This is a genomic window from Pseudomonas sp. HLG18, assembly GCF_051903985.1.
Classification (GTDB): domain Bacteria; phylum Pseudomonadota; class Gammaproteobacteria; order Pseudomonadales; family Pseudomonadaceae; genus Aquipseudomonas; species Aquipseudomonas fluorescens_BT.
Map to the genome: position 1 here is coordinate 2,679,245 of NZ_CP195831.1, position 14,775 is coordinate 2,694,019.

Sequence of the window (14,775 nt, forward strand, 5' to 3'; positions counted from 1 at the left end):
ACAGCCATATGCACAAAAGCCCCCATCGAGTGATCGATGGGGGCTTTTTTATTCGCCTCGCTCGCTGGCCTTCATGGCAATCCGCTTGCCCGCACGACCGGCAATTCCGCTCGCCTGTCCATTCTGCTGCTTGCCCATTCGTGCCTGGGTAATCAATCCGGGAATCAGCTCCCCCTCCGGCAGGTTCTTCCAGAACCGCATTGGCAAATGCCCCTGCATGACTTTCTCGTTCAACCGCGCCGGGTTGAAGATGTGGCTGTAGTACGTCAGCCATAAGTCACCGTGGGGATCATCGACGTTCTGCGCCAGTTGCTGCCATTCCACTGGGCATTGGCGTTGATGGATCAGTTGTTCGCCATCGTAATAAACCCCATCACGCGGCGTGGCAATCAGCCAGCGATGACGCCCCATGCGCCCGATGAAGTGTTCGCTGGCACTGCGCAGGATGTCGTGAGCCGCTTCGTGCCACGCCACGTATTGCGGGCCCGGCAGCTCTGGCGGGCGCTCGATGAAACGCACAAACGCATGCAGATGATGGGCTTCGCGTTGCACCTGCTTGATCCGCCGTTGCAACTCGCTGCCCAGCTTGTCGCCCGCCATCATCGCCGTGCGATCGCCATGGCTGACCCGCCAAAGCACTTCATAAAGCAGACTCCAACGCTGATCCCCACGGTAGCGTGATGCTTGTTCGAGGGTGTCGAGCAACGCGCGTGGAATACGCGCCTGAAACGGTCCCTGCCCTTCGGGTACCGACACGTCACTGGCAAACAGATCACTTACCCCTTCCGAAGCCCAGCTCACCAGACTCGGATCGATTTCATGGCTGAGCAGCCAGCGGGCCTGTTGGCGCCAGGTGTCGAACAGGTCGTCGCAGTCGAGATTGATCATCCCCACAGCCCCATCTGCTGCGGCATCGGCCGGTCGCGCAACTGCTGATAGAGCATCTGGCTGGTGACCTCCGCTTGCTGCGGGTGATAGTCGCTGGTGATGATGAACGGCTTGGCCTTGGCCAGCACACAGCGCATGCGGGCTACGTCTTCGTAGCGAATGCGCCGCTGCCGACGCAGCTCCACCAGACGTTCGGTGGTGCGCAGGCCGATGCCGGGGATACGTGAGATCAACGCCGGTTCGGCGCGATTGAGGTCCAGCGGAAACACCTCGCGGTTCTGCAGCGCCCAGGCCAGCTTCGGGTCAATGTCCAGCGCCAGATTGCCCGGCCCCTGAAGCAACTCACCGGCGCTGTAGCCGTAACTGCGCAACAGAAAGTCAGCCTGATACAAGCGGTGCTCGCGCATCAGCGGCGGTGCGGCCAGTGGCACGCTTTTCGGGCTGTCGGGAATCGGGCTGAACGCCGAGTAATAGACCCGGCGCAGACGGAAGTTGCCGTACAACGCCTGGGCGCTGTGCAGGATCGTGCTGTCATCGGTGTCATCGGCGCCGACGATCATCTGCGTGCTCTGCCCGGCCGGGGCGAACTTCGGGGCACGGGGTTCGTTGAGCACGGTCTGCACGCCGGTGTAGATCGTGTTCATCGCCTGCTTGATCGAGCCGATCTGCTTCTCCGGCGCCAGGGTTTGCAGGCTGGCATCGGTGGGCAATTCGATGTTGACGCTCAGGCGGTCGGCGTAACGCCCGGCCTCTTCGATCAGAGCGGGATCGGCGTCAGGAATGGTCTTGAGATGGATGTAGCCACGGAACTCATGTTTTTCGCGCAACAGCTTCGCGACACGCACCAGTTGCTCCATGGTGTAGTCCGCCGAACGAATGATCCCCGAGCTGAGAAACAACCCGCTGACGCAATTGCGCCGGTAGAAATCCAGGGTCAGCGTCACCACTTCCTCTGGCGTGAAACGCGCCCGCGGCACGTCGCTGGAGCGGCGGTTGACGCAGTATTGGCAGTCGTAGAGGCAGAAATTGGTCAACAGGACCTTGAGCAGCGACACGCAACGCCCGTCCGGCGTGTAGCTGTGGCAGATGCCCATGCCGTCGGTGGAGCCCAGCCCGCTCTTGCCCTCGGAGCTGCGCTTGGGCGCGCCGCTGCTGGCGCAGGAGGCGTCGTACTTGGCGGCGTCGGCGAGGATGCTGAGCTTGTCGATGATTTGCATGGTACGGACCCGATACTGTTCGCATATACAGTATAGAGTCCGTCCACGGGCCACAAGCCGTAAAACGACCCTTTGTCAGTCAGACGTTTTACAGTCGAGTGTCAGCTGCGATGGTCGAGGATTTGGGCATCGGGACAGGCTGCATCGCTTCGGGCAATTGCACCCCGAACCGCGCCGCCATTTCCTTACGCCCCACCGCCGTCAACGTCAGCGCCCGACTGTCCAGATCCTGCGTCACCCATTTGCGCTTCAACGCTGTCTGCAGCAAAGCCGCTCCAAGTGATCCACCCAGATGTGGCCGACGCATGCTCCAGTCCAGGCATGGGCAGGCAAAGCGACGACGCAGGGTCGACAGATCCCTGACCTCAATTCCCAACCCTTCGAACAGTGTGTTTCCGCTCTCGCTCAAGCGGTACGCCTGTTCATCGGTTTCCACCAGCCAACCGCCCTCCAGCAACCGGTCATGCAGCAACACCGCCAGTGTCCCGGCCATGTGGTCGTAGTAGGTGCGGGCAAATTGCAGACGATCCGGCGTGTGCGGCTTGAAGGTCGGCGCAGGATTCTGGCCAATCACCATCAGCGCTTCGAGTGCCTGGGCCACGCGTTTGTCGGCGAGGCTGTAATAACGATGGCGGCCCTGCACGTGCAGGCGCACCAGCGCCAGTTCCTTGAGTTTGGCCAGGTGCGCACTGGCGGTCGAGGCGCTGACGTCGGCAAGAGTCGCCAGCTCCGTGGCGGTGCGGGCGTGGCCGTCCATTAGCGAGCACAGCATTTTCGTTCGCGCCGGTTCCGCGATGGCGGCGGCCACTTGCGAGACGCCGATGTCTGGATGTTCTGCGTGCATATTTCGCTCCCGGACGAATCATCGCCCTCAAGGACTGCAGATAGTAGCAACACTTTCCCCACCGACAAGGTTGCGATCCATGGACCCGATCATCGCTGCGACTCACGCCGATCCCTATCCCTACTACGCCGAGCTGCGCGCGGCGGGAGGTCTGACCTTTCATCACGAAGTGAAACTGTGGGTGGCCAGCAGTGCCCGGGCGGTTTGCGCCGTTCTGGCGAATCCGGATTGCCGGGTACGTCCGGTGCAGGAGCCGGTGCCCAAGGCGATTGCCGATGGCATGGCGGGCAAGGTGTTCGGCCAGTTGATGCGGATGAATGAAGGCGAGAGTCAGCGCTGCCCGCGTTCGGCCATTGAGCCGCCACTCGGGCTTATCAAGGACGAAGCTGTCAGGGCGCTGGTCGCCGCAAGGTTGATCACCCACGATGCCGACGGCTTATATAAGGCAATGTTTCGCGGGCCGGTGTGCGTGGTTGCGGCGCTGCTCGGATTCTCCCCGGCGCAAGCGCGAACGATCAGTGAACTGACCGCGGATTTTGCAGCGTGCCTGTCTCCGCTGAGCAATGACTTGCAATTGGCGGCAGCTCATCGGGCGGCGGAGCAATTGCACGGTGACTTCATTGAATTACTGGCAGATCCGAACCCGTTTCTCGCCGACATTCAACAACGCCATTCAGGCGAAGAGGACGTGCTGATCGCCAACCTCATCGGTCTCTGCTCGCAAACCTTTGAAGCCACCGCCGGACTGATCGGTAATGCGCTGGTGGCGTTGCAGCGACAGCCGGAATTGCGCGACGCATCGGTAGACTCGCTGTTGGCCGAAGTCCAGCGCTTCGACCCATCGGTGCAGAATACCCGGCGGTTTGTCGCGAACACCTGCGAAGTCGACGGCGTGCGACTTGAAGCGGGCGACGTGATTCTGGTGTTGCTCGCCTCAGCCAACCGCGACCGGGCACTGAATAAAAACCCTGATCAGTTTCTGCCGGATCGCCCCAACCGCAAAAGCTTCACGTTCGGCAGCGGCCGTCACCAATGCCCGGGGCAAAGGTTGGCGCTGACGATTGCCAGCGCCACCGTAGGTGAAATCCTCGCCCATGACATCGACCTGAAGCGGTTCGTCTGGCACTACCGCCCTTCCCTCAATGGGCGGATTCCATTGTTTTGCGAGGCAACGAGTTAAGCGTTTCGCAATTCGATCGTCAGGTGCGACAACTCATGCACCGGCGCCAGTCGCTCGCGAATCGCCTCGGCCGTTACGCCCGCAGCCGCCACCACACTGACAATCGCCGCCCGCGCCTGCGGGCCGACCTGCCAGACGTGCAGGTCGCTGATGCGCACGTCATCGGAGGTTTCCAGCAGCTCGCGGATCTCCTCGGCCACCGGTTCATCGGTGGTGTCGAGCAGCACGGCGGCGCTGTCGCGCATCAGGTTCCAGGCCCACTTGGCGATGACGATGGAACCGACGATGCCCATCACCGGGTCCATCCAGACCCAGCCCAGATAACGACCGGCCAGCAGCGCGGCAATCGCCAGCACCGACGTCAACGCGTCCGCCAGTACATGCACGTAGGCTGAACGCAGGTTGTTGTCGTGATGGTGGTGATGACCATGATCGTGGCTATGGCCGTGGTCATGATGCCCGTGATGACCAGTCAGCAGAAAGGCGCTGAGCAGGTTGACGCCCAGGCCGACCACGGCGATCAAGGTTGCTTCGCCGAACGCCACACTGGTGGGCTCGAACAGGCGGAAAATCGACTCCCCGGCAATGCCCAGCGACACCAGCCCCAGCACCATGGCCGAGGCAAAACCCGCCAGATCGCCGACCTTGCCGGTGCCAAAACTGTAACGGCGGTTGTTGGCGTTGCGCCGGGCAAAACCATAGGCCGCCGCCGCGATGCCAAGAGCGCCGGCGTGGGTCGCCATGTGGAAACCGTCGGCCAGCAGCGCCATGGAACCGGTGAGGTAACCGGCGGCAATCTCGCCGATCATCATCACAAAGGTCAGGACCACCACCCACAGGGTGCGACGGGCGTTTTCATCGTGGGAGGCGCCAAGAAACTGGTGGTCATGGGAAAAATCATCAGCCTTGAGAGTCATGATTTTGGTACTCACTTGGAATAACGGCGGATGGCTTGCAACAACTCTTCCACGCCCTGGGCGCGGGCTTCGTCGCTGAGGTCGGGATGGGCGACATGCTCGCGGGCGTGGGCCTCGATGAACTGCTCCATCAAGCCATTGACCGCGCCGCGAATCGCCGCCATCAGGTGCAACGTCTTGGCACAATCGGCCTCGGACTCCAGCGCCCGCTCAACCGCCTGAACCTGCCCGGCAATACGCCGGACCCGATTGAGCAACTCGCCTTTGTGTTCGTGCGTGTGCGACATACCTATACCCCCTACCCCTATATAGCGAGCATAGTCGCTGTTCGGATCGAAAGGGGCAAGGCCTGCTTTCGACCGTCTGTCGCGGCTTGAAATTTTGATGTGGAAGAATGAGGCGGCGCGTCACACGGCGCCGCTTCTGGAAGGTTTGTCAGAGGCGTTGAGAACCCTCGACTGTCAGGCCCATTGCAGTGGCGGGGACGATGAGAAGCAGAGGTCTACGTCCAGTTGGGCTGCGGCCGACAGGTTGACCAGCGCATCGAGAGAGAACTTGTCGACTTTGCCGTTGAGTACGTCGTTGAGGCGTGGCTGCGTGATGCCGAGACGTTTGGCCGCCTCTTTCTGCGGAAGCTCCCAGGCTCGAATCGTTTCGCACAGCGTGCGCATCAGTTTGGCCCGCAGGCGCATGTTGGCCGCTTCCTGCGGCGTGTCTTCCAGTGCATCCCAGACGCTTGCGAAACGCTGGGAAGAGTTTTGATGATCCGTCATGGTTCAACCTGTTTCCTTGTGCTGGATGTGCCATGCAGGCTATATCGAAATCGATATAAATCAAGGTTGAAGTGGCTTATTAAATATTCGGTATCACAAAGCAGAAATTCGCAAGCCAGCACACCTGATAAGCCGACACAGAACCCTTGTGGGAGCGAGCTTGCTCGCGATGGCGGACTGAAAAATGACGCATCATTTTGCCTCCATCCGGGAGGCTACATTGCCTTGCGCCTTTGCCTACAACTACGCCAGAATCCGCCGGCTTGTGCGGTTTTGAGGGCGTCGGTAACTTGATTCGCGTCATTGAATGGTCAGTGAACGGGTTTAGTCGCTCGGTATTACCTTCAAACTGCATAACGCTCCAAACAGACAGGTTTTCAATACCTGCACTTAATGGTAGCTGTGCGCAGGGCACCTTCGGGTGCACCGGTTTGGAAGGTTGCCGGTCGACTAACCTGCGTATAGCTGCCACCTTTTCGTTTAGTCGCGAGGTGGTGTCGGCATCACTTTGGAAACCTTCGAAATGTTCAAAATCACACCGAATCCTCCCGAAACAGATGTCGAAACTGATTCAGACCCAACTTCGCCCTACTCCTCCACCGACTCAAAAAAACTCCACGAAGCCGCCGAGCGCGCCCTCGACCATTACCTGAAACCCACCGCCCCGAAACAGCACTGCCCCGGCCGCATGTTCCTCATCGCCCCCCACATCGATCAGCATGCCTTGCTGGCCCACGCCTGCGAATCGATGGCCTCGGCCAGCGTGATGCTCAGCGACTTCGCCGCGCTGTTGGACCCGCCCTACCGCAGTACCGTCCTGGGCATCGCCCAAGTGGTGATGTGTGGCGAACTCGCCGTGAACCGGGCGCTGGACACTCTCGATGCCACGACCTGAGGAACACCCCATGGAAAGCAAATCCGATGCACACGTCGTCGCCGCCCTGATCTCCATCGGCCTCAACGAGAAAGACAGCCAATGGGCCGTAAAGGCCTGTCTGCTCCTGCTCGAAAGCGAGAGAAAATCCATCGTCACCGCCGCCCTCGAGGCCCTCGTCCAGCTCGCCCGCGATCACGGCAAACTGGACCGGGACCGCGTAATGCCGGCACTTCACAGCGTCAAACGCAGATTTCCGAGCCTGACCAGCACGGTTGCCGCGACGCTGGATGAGATGGCGATGGCTGCGTAACGCCTCAGGTAAAAGGCAAGAAAAAACCCGCTGCTCCGTGATCGGAAGCAGCGGGTTTATGGTGTCAGCTGTAACGCGGGAGCAATCAATCCTCCCGCGTCAAAACCTCCAGCAACTCAATCTCGAACACCAGATTCGAATTCGGCGGAATCTTGCCCATCGTCCGCTCGCCATAACCCAGATGCGCCGGCACCAGCAGTTTGCGCTTGCCGCCCACCTGCATGCCCATGATCCCTTGGTCCCAACCCTTGATGACCCGGCCCGTGCCGATCACGCACTGAAACGGTTTGCCCCGGCTCCAGGAGGAGTCGAACTCGGTGCCGTCTTCCAGCCAACCGGTGTACTGGGTGGTGATCAATGCGCCTTTGACGGCGGCTTTTCCGTCGCCGGGCTGAAGATCGATTATCTGCAGTTCATCATTCATAACATTCACTCTATTGTTCCGCTGGCCGCCGTTTTCCCAGAAATGCCGGCCCTTGGCAACCGTTTGACCCCACGCTGGCCGTGACGGATGATGGCCACCCGCTACCAATCCTGATCGATACGCCATGACAGCACCGCTCGAATGACTCAACTCTGGATCAGCCTCGCCATTGTCGTTGTGTTGATGGTCGTGATCGCCGTGCTGATCCGCCGGGAGCGTGCCCTGCGTCGGCAGCTCGACGAATACCGTGAACTGCTCACCCGCGCCGCCGAAGGCCAGAACATCCATCAGGATGGCGATGCCGAACGCTTCAAACGCAGTCAGTATTTTGCGCGGATCGGCACCTGGGACTGGGAAGTCGACACGGATCGACTCTATTGGTCCGACGCGATCTTCGGCATGTTCGGGTTCAAGATCGGCGAAGTGACGCCTTCCTACGCCCTGTTCTGCTCCTGCGTCCACCCGGACGACCGCGCCAAGGTCCGTGCCGGGGAATTGCGTTGTCTGGAAACCGGTGAAAACCACGACGAGGAATACCGCGTGGTCTGGCCCGACGGCACGATTCGCTGGCTGAGGGAAACCGGCAACGTGGTGAAGAACGATCATGACGCGATGATCAAGATGATGGGCGTGGTGCGCGATATCACCGAAGAGAAGGCCTCGGCCAGTTACCTCCAGCACCTGGCCCACTTCGATCCGCTGACCGGTTTGCCCAATCGACTGGTGCTGGAAGAACGCCTGTCGGAAGCGCTGGAACATGCCCGCGCTACCGAGACCCGGGTGGCGCTGGTGTTTGTCGATCTCAACGGTTTCAAAAGCATCAACGACCGCTACGGCCATGCTGCCGGCGACCGCGTCCTGATCACCACCGCCACCCGGCTGAAACGCATCCTGCGGGTCAGCGACACCGTCGCGCGCATCGGCGGTGACGAATTCGTGGTCATCCTGCAAGGCCTCGCCCCCGGCCTGAATCTGCAGGACGAAGCCCGCAGCATCTGCCAGAAAATCTTCATCGAACTGTCCCCCCCCATCACCATCGGCAACGACCAACGCCACATCGGCACCAGTCTCGGCGTCGCCGTCTTCCCCGACCATGCGCCGACCATGGACCGGCTACTGCACATTGCGGATCTGGCGATGTATGAGGCCAAGCGCAGCGGGAACAATCAGTATCGTTTGGGTGGTGGGCAGGCGGTGACTCACAGTCGGGTCGATTGAATCTCAGCGCTCAGGGGTACCGAACACGACACCATTGAAGGTATGCGTGCAGCACTGGCAGTTGGGCGTCATATCTTCAGCCCTCAGGTCGGGATTGACGATTTGCAGGCGCTTGTTCTCATCGACGTATAACCCACTATAGTTGCTGGACTCGCCCATCCCAACGACATCCCTTCGCTCATGTTCATGCAGAGCGACCATCCAGAACACCGGTTCCTGCCGATCCAGCCGCGACACCGCCTCACTGAAAATCTCATCCCAGTCGCCGCCGACACGCGACAGCAAAAACCGAAACAACGGCGTGTAATCGTAGCCATGATGCTTGATGCCATGCATCGAGCCACGTTTAGCCTCGCTGTGGATTTCAGCCTTGGTGTTTCGCTGATGCCGATAATGCCCGCCCGGGTTGTTGCGCCAGACGTTGTGGGCCGTGGTGTTTTCTTTGCGGTAGAGGGGTTTCTTTTCCAACGAATTGCTCCTGACATCCAGCCACTCGAAACGCCCCTCGCGTTTTACCGGAACGGCGCTCGAATGCAATCAACCGTCCATGGCCAATTGTTGCTTGAGGTCAGCGCTCCACCGGCTGAATCGCCACAATCGTCCCGTTGGTGATCATCACCATCACGTATTTATCGTTGATCTGCACCCACTGCGCCTGTGGCTCAGGCTGTTTGAGCCCTTTCTGTTTCCAGTTTTTGATGGCTTTTTCGCTGCGCTGATAGATGTCCGGGGCGCGGTCGTTGACGTTCAGTTCGCGGTTGCCGGTCGGTGAGTGTTCGACAGTGTCGTTCGAGGGTTGCGCCGCTTGAACGAGTGGGTTGATCCCGGCGATGCCGGCGACGAGGGCCAGGCTGGCGATCAGGGTCTTGTTGTTCATCGGTGAACCTCCTTCAGATGTGTGATACCTGAACTCCGACTGCGGGGTTCGGGAATCATTCCTTGTTTTTTGATGATGGCGCAGTCGAAAGTATAGCTGCCCACTGCGCGTATTGATCCGTCTTGCACATCAATCCATGCCAACAATGCAATTAACAAATCGATCCCTGCGCGCCACTATCCGCCCCAATAAGAACCGTGCGCCGCCTCCCCGTCGCGCACGTCATAAAAGCGGTGGAGTATTTTTTGATGACAGCCTCAATCCCACACGGCGGCTCGCGGGCCGGCGCCATTTTCCGGGTGACCTCGGGTAACTTCCTCGAACAGTTCGACTTCTTTCTGTTCGGTTTCTACGCCACGCAGATCGCGGCGGTGTTCTTTCCGGCGAGCAGTGAGTTCGCTTCCCTGATGATGACCTTTGCAGTGTTCGGCGCAGGCTTTTTGATGCGTCCGCTGGGGGCTATCGTGCTCGGCGCGTACATTGATGACGTCGGTCGGCGCAAAGGTTTGATCGTGACGCTGTCGATCATGGCCAGCGGCACGATATTGATTGTGCTGGTGCCGGGATACGAAACCATCGGTCTGTTTGCCCCGGCGCTGGTGTTGATCGGAAGGCTGTTGCAAGGCTTCTCCGCCGGCGCGGAATTGGGCGGGGTTTCGGTGTATCTCTCGGAGATCGCTACACCCGGTCGCAAAGGTTTTTTCACAGCCTGGCAGTCGGCCAGTCAGCAGGTGGCAATCGTCGTCGCTGCTGCGCTCGGTTATGGCCTGAACCAATGGATGGCGCCGCAAGCCGTCGCCGATTGGGGCTGGCGGATTCCGTTTTTCGTCGGCTGCATGATCGTGCCGTTCATCTTCTTTCTGCGGCGTAATCTGGCGGAAACCGAAGAGTTCGCCGCCCGCAAACATCGTCCGAGCATGAAGGAAGTGTTCCGCACCCTCGGCCAGAACTGGGGCGTGGTGCTGGGCGGGATGTTGATGGTTGCCCTGACCACCACCGCGTTCTATCTGATCACCGTGTACGCGCCGACCTTCGGCAAAACCGTGCTGCACCTGAGCACATCGGATGCGTTGCTGGTGACTCTGCTGGTGGGCGTTTCCAACTTCTTCTGGCTGCCGATTGGCGGCGCATTGTCTGATCGCGTCGGCCGCCGTCCGGTGCTGATCGCCATGTCGTTGCTGGCCCTGGCCACGACGTATCCGGCGCTGTCGTATCTGGTGCAGGCGCCGAGCTTCAGCCACATGCTGCTGTCGCTGTTGTGGCTGTCGTTTATCTACGGTCTGTACAACGGCGCAATGATTCCGGCGCTGACCGAGATCATGCCGGTGGAGGTGCGGGTGGCCGGTTTCTCCCTGGCCTATAGCCTCGCCACTGCCGTGTTCGGCGGTTTCACTCCAGCAATGTCGACCTTCCTGATTGAGTACACCGGCGACAAAGCCGCACCGGGTTACTGGATGAGCATCGGCGCACTGTGTGCATTGTGCGCGACGCTTTATCTGTATCGCCGGGCCGGCGGTCGCCTGCAACCTGTTACTGCCTGAGAACATCACCATGAAGAAACTGTTTACCGTTACAGCCCTGCTCGCCGGCCTGGCGTTCAACGTTGCCGCCCAGGCCGAAGAACTGCGGGTCATGACTTCCGGCGGCTTCACCGCCGCCTACAAGATCCTGGGGCCGAAATTCGCTGCCGCCACCGGCAACACGCTGGACACCCAACTCGGCCCGTCGATGGGCAAGGCGCCGGAGGCGATCCCCAATCGCCTGGCGCGGGGCGAACCGGCCGACGTGGTGATCATGGTCGGCTACGCCCTCGACGACTTGATCAAGCAAGGCAAGGTCGACCCGGCCTCCCGTGTAGAACTGGCGGACTCGCGAATCGGCCTGGTGGTGCGCGAAGGTACATCGAAACCTGACATCAGCACCGTCGATGCCCTGAAGAAAACCCTGCTTGATGCAAAATCGGTGGCCTACTCCGACAGCGCCAGCGGCGTGTACATCGAGCAGCAACTGTTCAAGAAACTGGGTATCGAAGATCAGCTGAAACCGAAGGCTAAGATGATCCCGAAAATCCCGGTCGGTTCTGTGGTCGCGACTGGCGACTATCAACTGGGCTTCCAGCAGGTCAGCGAATTGCTGCCGGTGCCGGGGGTGAGTTTTGTGGCCAAGATCCCGGAATCGGTGCAGTCGGTGACGCGCTTTGCGGCAGGGATTCCGGTGGGTGCGCAGCATCCGCAGGAGGCCAAGGCGTTGCTCGCTTATCTGGCCGCACCCGCCGCCCAGCCTGACGTACAAGCCACCGGTCTGGATTCGGTCAAGCGCTGACCGTCGGCGGCTGGACTTTCATTTCCACCACCAGCCGCTCCAGTTCCAGTGCCGCCGGGGTCAGCGTACGACCCCGGCGTTTGATGATGCCGACGCTGCGCATCACTTGCGGATCGATCAGCGGCACCCGCGTCAGGATCGGATGATCCGCCGCCGGCATCGCCATCAGCGGCACCGCCGCCACACCCAACCCTGCTTCCACCAGACCGATCATGGTCGTCACATGCCGCGTCTCGCAAATACTCGGGCGTTGCGGCACCACTTTGGCCAAGGCCTGATCCAGCAGAAAACGGTTGCCCGAGGTCTTGTCCAGCGAGATGTAATCCTGCCGGTAAAACTCGTCCCAGGTCACGCTGCTGCGCCCGGCCAGCGGATGGTCGCGGCGACAGGCAACCACGTAGCTCTCCTGTACCAGCGGATCGAAATCCACACCCGCCTCCTGAGTGCCCATGAAACTCAAACCGAAATCCGCCTCGCCGTTGACCACCGCCGTCAGTACATCGTGGGCGCTGGAATCGAGGACTTTGACTTTGATTCGCGGGAACTGCTGGTGATAACGGGCAACCACTCGCGGCATGAAGTAGTACGCCGCCGACGGCACGCAAGCGACGGTTACGTGACCCTGCCGGTTCGAAGCGACTTCGCTGATGCCGAGCAACGCCACGTCCAGGTCATCCAGCAAACGCTCGACGCTGGGCATGAAGCCCCGCCCGGCCTGGGTCAGGCTGACCTTGCGCGTGGTGCGTTCGAACAACTTCACGCCGAGGGCGTCCTCAAGTTTTTCGATGCGCCGGCTCAGGGCCGGTTGCGAGATACGCACGGTGTCGGCGGCCTTGCGGAAACTGCCCTGCTCGACCACGGCGCGAAAGGCTTGCAGGTCGTTGAGGTCGAAGTTGATAGCCATGGGAAACTCGGGAGGAATTGATTCGCTGAGGCTATGAATGTAACCAATTGATGCAAATTATTACAGGAGCACATGTGCTCAATCAGGGTCTGCGGTAGATCTGTAATCGTTTCAGCCTTTATCCTTGTCGCCCCCCGCCGTACCGCGTTACTGGAGTTCCGCTCATGCCCCATGAAGGCAATCTGTTGCAAGCCGCTGTCGTGTTTCTCTTGGCCGCCGTGCTCACCGTTCCCCTGGCCAAGCGCCTGCAACTGGGCGCGGTGCTCGGTTACCTGTTTGCCGGGGTGATCATCGGCCCGTCGGTGCTGGGCCTGATCGGCAATCCGCAAAGTGTCAGCCATATCTCGGAACTGGGCGTGGTGCTGCTGTTGTTCATCATCGGTCTTGAGCTGTCCCCGCGACGCTTGTGGGTGATGCGCAAATCGGTGTTCGGCGTGGGTCTGGCGCAGGTGCTGCTGACCGGTTCGGTGATTGGCGTGCTGGCGTTGTCGATGTTCGGCCAGCCGCTGAACAGCGCGATTGTGCTGGGCCTGGGTCTGGCGCTGTCGTCTACCGCGTTCGGCTTGCAAAGTCTGGCTGAACGCAAAGAGCTGACCAGCCCCCACGGCCGTCTGGCCTTTGCGATTCTGCTGTTCCAGGACATCGCCGCGATCCCGCTGATCGCCCTGGTGCCGATGCTCGCGGGGGTCGATCACCACACCAGCACCGCCGACGACGTGCGTCACAGTTTGCAGGTGCTCGGCGGCATCGCCGTGGTGGTGATCGGCGGACGTTATCTGTTGCGTCCGGTGTTTCGCATCGTGGCGAAAACCGGCCTGCCGGAAGTCTCCACCGCCACCGCGTTGCTGGTGGTGATCGGCACCGCGTGGCTGATGGACATGGTCGGTGTGTCGATGGCGCTGGGCGCGTTTCTCGCCGGCCTGCTGCTGGCGGATTCGGAATATCGCCACGAGCTGGAAGCGCAGATCGAGCCGTTCAAGGGCCTGCTGCTGGGGCTGTTTTTCATCAGCGTCGGCATGGGCGCCAACCTCAGTCTGCTGCTCAGCGCACCGATCACGGTGCTGGGGCTGACGCTGCTGCTGATCGCCCTGAAGTTGCCGCTGCTGTTTGTGGTCGGACGTCTGGCCGGCGGCTTGAGCAAAGTCAGTGCGATTCGCCTCGGCATCGTGCTGGCGGCGGGCGGTGAATTTGCTTTCGTGGTGTTCAAGATCGGTCGCGATCAGGGCCTGTTCGAACCGCGTCTGTACGACTTGCTGGTGCTGACCATCACCCTGTCGATGGCGGTCACGCCGCTGTTGTTGTTGATCTGCGCACGGCTGGTCAGCCCGAAGGTGCAACCGGTGGAAGTGCCGGAGAAGTTCCGCCAGATCGACACCGAAACCCCACGGGTGGTGATCGCCGGCATGGGCCGGATGGGCCAGATCGTGGCGCGGATCCTGCGGGCGCAGAACATCAAGTTCGTGGCGCTGGACACCTCGGTGGAAACCATCGAACTGTCGCGCAGCTTCGGCGGTGTGCCGGTGTTCTACGGTGACCCGATGCGTCCGGAAATCCTCAGTGCGGCCAAGGCCGGGGAAGCGGAGTATTTCGTGATTGCCACGGACGATCCGGAGACCAACATCAAGACCGCCGAGATCGTGCGCAAGCTCTACCCGCACATGAAGATCATCGCCCGGGCGCGTAACCGGCAGCATGTTCATCGGTTGGTGGATGTGGGCGCCGATCCGATCCGGGAGACTTACTACTCCAGCCTGGAAATGAGCCGTCGCACGCTGGTTGGCCTCGGCTTGACCCAGGCCCAGGCCGATGCGCGGATCAAGCGCTTCAAACACCATGACGAACAGGTGCTCGAGGCTCAGCACGCGGTGTACGACGACGCGGCCAAAGTGCTGCAGACCGCCCAGGAAGCGCGGGCGGAACTGGCCCGGTTGTTCGAGTCGGATCAACTGGAAGAACAATCGGGCAAGTCCTGAAGCTTGCAGAGTTCCAAATGTGGGAGCCAGCCTGCTGGCGATTGCGACAGC

General features: G+C 60.7%; 17 protein-coding genes. 7 read left to right on the top strand and 10 right to left on the bottom strand.

Going from position 1 to position 14,775, the window contains the following annotated elements; translation table 11 throughout:
• Positions 1-48: 48 nt before the first annotated feature.
• The 3 genes from ACSPX5_RS12255 to ACSPX5_RS12265 all read right to left on the bottom strand — a co-directional run bounded on the left by ACSPX5_RS12255 (position 49) and on the right by ACSPX5_RS12265 (position 2,949).
• Positions 49-888 carry a TIGR03915 family putative DNA repair protein gene (locus ACSPX5_RS12255; RefSeq protein ID WP_323160217.1) on the bottom strand — a complete coding sequence of 280 codons (840 nt, stop codon included), beginning with the start codon at positions 886-888 and terminating at the stop codon, positions 49-51.
• A complete protein-coding gene (locus ACSPX5_RS12260) occupies positions 885-2,105 on the bottom strand; it encodes a putative DNA modification/repair radical SAM protein (protein WP_439821791.1) in 1,221 nt (406 codons plus the stop codon). Before ACSPX5_RS12260 ends, ACSPX5_RS12255 begins: the two co-directional genes overlap by 4 nt.
• An 88-nt stretch (positions 2,106-2,193) precedes the next feature.
• A complete protein-coding gene (locus tag ACSPX5_RS12265) occupies positions 2,194-2,949 on the bottom strand; it encodes an ArsR/SmtB family transcription factor (protein WP_439821792.1) in 756 nt (251 codons plus the stop codon).
• A 79-nt stretch (positions 2,950-3,028) separates the two neighbouring features.
• On the opposite strand from ACSPX5_RS12265, the gene ACSPX5_RS12270 reads away from it, so the two are divergent.
• On the top strand, positions 3,029-4,129 hold the full coding sequence (locus ACSPX5_RS12270; RefSeq protein ID WP_439821793.1) for a cytochrome P450: 1,101 nt from the start codon (positions 3,029-3,031) through the stop codon (positions 4,127-4,129).
• On the opposite strand, the gene dmeF is transcribed toward ACSPX5_RS12270, so the two are convergent.
• The 3 genes from dmeF to ACSPX5_RS12285 form a co-directional block, all read right to left on the bottom strand.
• Complete coding sequence (dmeF, locus tag ACSPX5_RS12275) at positions 4,126-5,046, bottom strand: CDF family Co(II)/Ni(II) efflux transporter DmeF (RefSeq protein WP_439821794.1); 921 nt, start codon at positions 5,044-5,046, stop codon at positions 4,126-4,128. The genes ACSPX5_RS12270 and dmeF overlap by 4 nt on opposite strands.
• A gap of 11 nt (positions 5,047-5,057) precedes the next feature.
• Complete coding sequence (locus tag ACSPX5_RS12280; RefSeq protein ID WP_065258432.1) at positions 5,058-5,333, bottom strand: metal/formaldehyde-sensitive transcriptional repressor; 276 nt, start codon at positions 5,331-5,333, stop codon at positions 5,058-5,060.
• A gap of 174 nt (positions 5,334-5,507) precedes the next feature.
• The gene (locus ACSPX5_RS12285) at positions 5,508-5,819 is read right to left on the bottom strand and encodes a helix-turn-helix domain-containing protein (RefSeq protein ID WP_169430862.1); all 312 of its coding nucleotides are present in this window, start codon (positions 5,817-5,819) and stop codon (positions 5,508-5,510) included.
• A gap of 523 nt (positions 5,820-6,342) precedes the next feature.
• Here ACSPX5_RS12285 and ACSPX5_RS12290 point away from each other — a divergent pair.
• Together ACSPX5_RS12290 and ACSPX5_RS12295 are read left to right on the top strand one after the other, a co-directional pair.
• Positions 6,343-6,714, top strand: a complete 372-nt coding sequence (locus ACSPX5_RS12290) for a DUF6124 family protein (RefSeq protein ID WP_207863892.1) — start codon at positions 6,343-6,345, stop codon at positions 6,712-6,714.
• 10 nt (positions 6,715-6,724) lie between these two features.
• Positions 6,725-7,006 carry a hypothetical protein gene (locus ACSPX5_RS12295; RefSeq protein WP_169430864.1) on the top strand — a complete coding sequence of 94 codons (282 nt, stop codon included), beginning with the start codon at positions 6,725-6,727 and terminating at the stop codon, positions 7,004-7,006.
• A gap of 85 nt (positions 7,007-7,091) precedes the next feature.
• On the opposite strand, the gene ACSPX5_RS12300 is transcribed toward ACSPX5_RS12295, so the two are convergent.
• Entirely contained in the window at positions 7,092-7,430 is a 339-nt protein-coding gene (locus ACSPX5_RS12300) for an FKBP-type peptidyl-prolyl cis-trans isomerase (protein ID WP_007952931.1), read from the bottom strand.
• A 141-nt stretch (positions 7,431-7,571) separates the two neighbouring features.
• Here ACSPX5_RS12300 and ACSPX5_RS12305 point away from each other — a divergent pair, with 141 nt between their 5' ends.
• A complete protein-coding gene (locus tag ACSPX5_RS12305; protein WP_439821795.1) occupies positions 7,572-8,648 on the top strand; it encodes a diguanylate cyclase domain-containing protein in 1,077 nt (358 codons plus the stop codon).
• Positions 8,649-8,651: 3 nt separating this feature from the next.
• On the opposite strand, the gene ACSPX5_RS12310 is transcribed toward ACSPX5_RS12305, so the two are convergent.
• Positions 8,652-9,116 (bottom strand): hypothetical protein, encoded by a 465-nt coding sequence (locus ACSPX5_RS12310; RefSeq protein WP_439821796.1) that lies wholly within the window; start codon positions 9,114-9,116, stop codon positions 8,652-8,654.
• Between the two features lie 100 nt (positions 9,117-9,216).
• Complete coding sequence (locus ACSPX5_RS12315) at positions 9,217-9,525, bottom strand: RcnB family protein (protein WP_169430870.1); 309 nt, start codon at positions 9,523-9,525, stop codon at positions 9,217-9,219.
• A 248-nt stretch (positions 9,526-9,773) separates the two neighbouring features.
• On the opposite strand from ACSPX5_RS12315, the gene ACSPX5_RS12320 reads away from it, so the two are divergent.
• Together ACSPX5_RS12320 and ACSPX5_RS12325 are read left to right on the top strand one after the other, a co-directional pair.
• Complete coding sequence (locus ACSPX5_RS12320) at positions 9,774-11,066, top strand: MFS transporter (RefSeq protein WP_169430871.1); 1,293 nt, start codon at positions 9,774-9,776, stop codon at positions 11,064-11,066.
• A gap of 10 nt (positions 11,067-11,076) precedes the next feature.
• On the top strand, positions 11,077-11,847 hold the full coding sequence (locus ACSPX5_RS12325; RefSeq protein ID WP_439821797.1) for a substrate-binding domain-containing protein: 771 nt from the start codon (positions 11,077-11,079) through the stop codon (positions 11,845-11,847).
• Here ACSPX5_RS12325 and ACSPX5_RS12330 read toward each other — a convergent pair.
• Positions 11,837-12,751, bottom strand: a complete 915-nt coding sequence (locus ACSPX5_RS12330; RefSeq protein ID WP_169430873.1) for a LysR family transcriptional regulator — start codon at positions 12,749-12,751, stop codon at positions 11,837-11,839. The genes ACSPX5_RS12325 and ACSPX5_RS12330 overlap by 11 nt on opposite strands.
• 164 nt (positions 12,752-12,915) lie before the next feature.
• Between ACSPX5_RS12330 and ACSPX5_RS12335 the strand changes: the two genes are divergently transcribed.
• Positions 12,916-14,724, top strand: coding sequence for a monovalent cation:proton antiporter-2 (CPA2) family protein (locus ACSPX5_RS12335; protein ID WP_169430874.1), 1,809 nt, complete (start codon positions 12,916-12,918; stop codon positions 14,722-14,724).
• Positions 14,725-14,775 lie beyond the last annotated feature (51 nt).

Excerpts from the sequence above, each read along its gene's own strand:
- ACSPX5_RS12255 (WP_323160217.1), bottom strand. The coding sequence starts at position 888 with ATGATCAATCTCGACTGCGACGACCTGTTCGACACCTGGCGCCAACAG.
- ACSPX5_RS12260 (WP_439821791.1), bottom strand. The coding sequence starts at position 2,105 with ATGCAAATCATCGACAAGCTCAGCATCCTCGCCGACGCCGCCAAGTAC.
- ACSPX5_RS12265 (WP_439821792.1), bottom strand. The coding sequence starts at position 2,949 with ATGCACGCAGAACATCCAGACATCGGCGTCTCGCAAGTGGCCGCCGCC.
- ACSPX5_RS12270 (WP_439821793.1), top strand. The coding sequence starts at position 3,029 with ATGGACCCGATCATCGCTGCGACTCACGCCGATCCCTATCCCTACTAC.
- dmeF (WP_439821794.1), bottom strand. The coding sequence starts at position 5,046 with ATGACTCTCAAGGCTGATGATTTTTCCCATGACCACCAGTTTCTTGGC.
- ACSPX5_RS12280 (WP_065258432.1), bottom strand. The coding sequence starts at position 5,333 with ATGTCGCACACGCACGAACACAAAGGCGAGTTGCTCAATCGGGTCCGG.
- ACSPX5_RS12285 (WP_169430862.1), bottom strand. The coding sequence starts at position 5,819 with ATGACGGATCATCAAAACTCTTCCCAGCGTTTCGCAAGCGTCTGGGAT.
- ACSPX5_RS12290 (WP_207863892.1), top strand. The coding sequence starts at position 6,343 with ATGTTCAAAATCACACCGAATCCTCCCGAAACAGATGTCGAAACTGAT.
- ACSPX5_RS12295 (WP_169430864.1), top strand. The coding sequence starts at position 6,725 with ATGGAAAGCAAATCCGATGCACACGTCGTCGCCGCCCTGATCTCCATC.
- ACSPX5_RS12300 (WP_007952931.1), bottom strand. The coding sequence starts at position 7,430 with ATGAATGATGAACTGCAGATAATCGATCTTCAGCCCGGCGACGGAAAA.
- ACSPX5_RS12305 (WP_439821795.1), top strand. The coding sequence starts at position 7,572 with ATGACTCAACTCTGGATCAGCCTCGCCATTGTCGTTGTGTTGATGGTC.
- ACSPX5_RS12315 (WP_169430870.1), bottom strand. The coding sequence starts at position 9,525 with ATGAACAACAAGACCCTGATCGCCAGCCTGGCCCTCGTCGCCGGCATC.
- ACSPX5_RS12320 (WP_169430871.1), top strand. The coding sequence starts at position 9,774 with ATGACAGCCTCAATCCCACACGGCGGCTCGCGGGCCGGCGCCATTTTC.
- ACSPX5_RS12325 (WP_439821797.1), top strand. The coding sequence starts at position 11,077 with ATGAAGAAACTGTTTACCGTTACAGCCCTGCTCGCCGGCCTGGCGTTC.
- ACSPX5_RS12330 (WP_169430873.1), bottom strand. The coding sequence starts at position 12,751 with ATGGCTATCAACTTCGACCTCAACGACCTGCAAGCCTTTCGCGCCGTG.
- ACSPX5_RS12335 (WP_169430874.1), top strand. The coding sequence starts at position 12,916 with ATGCCCCATGAAGGCAATCTGTTGCAAGCCGCTGTCGTGTTTCTCTTG.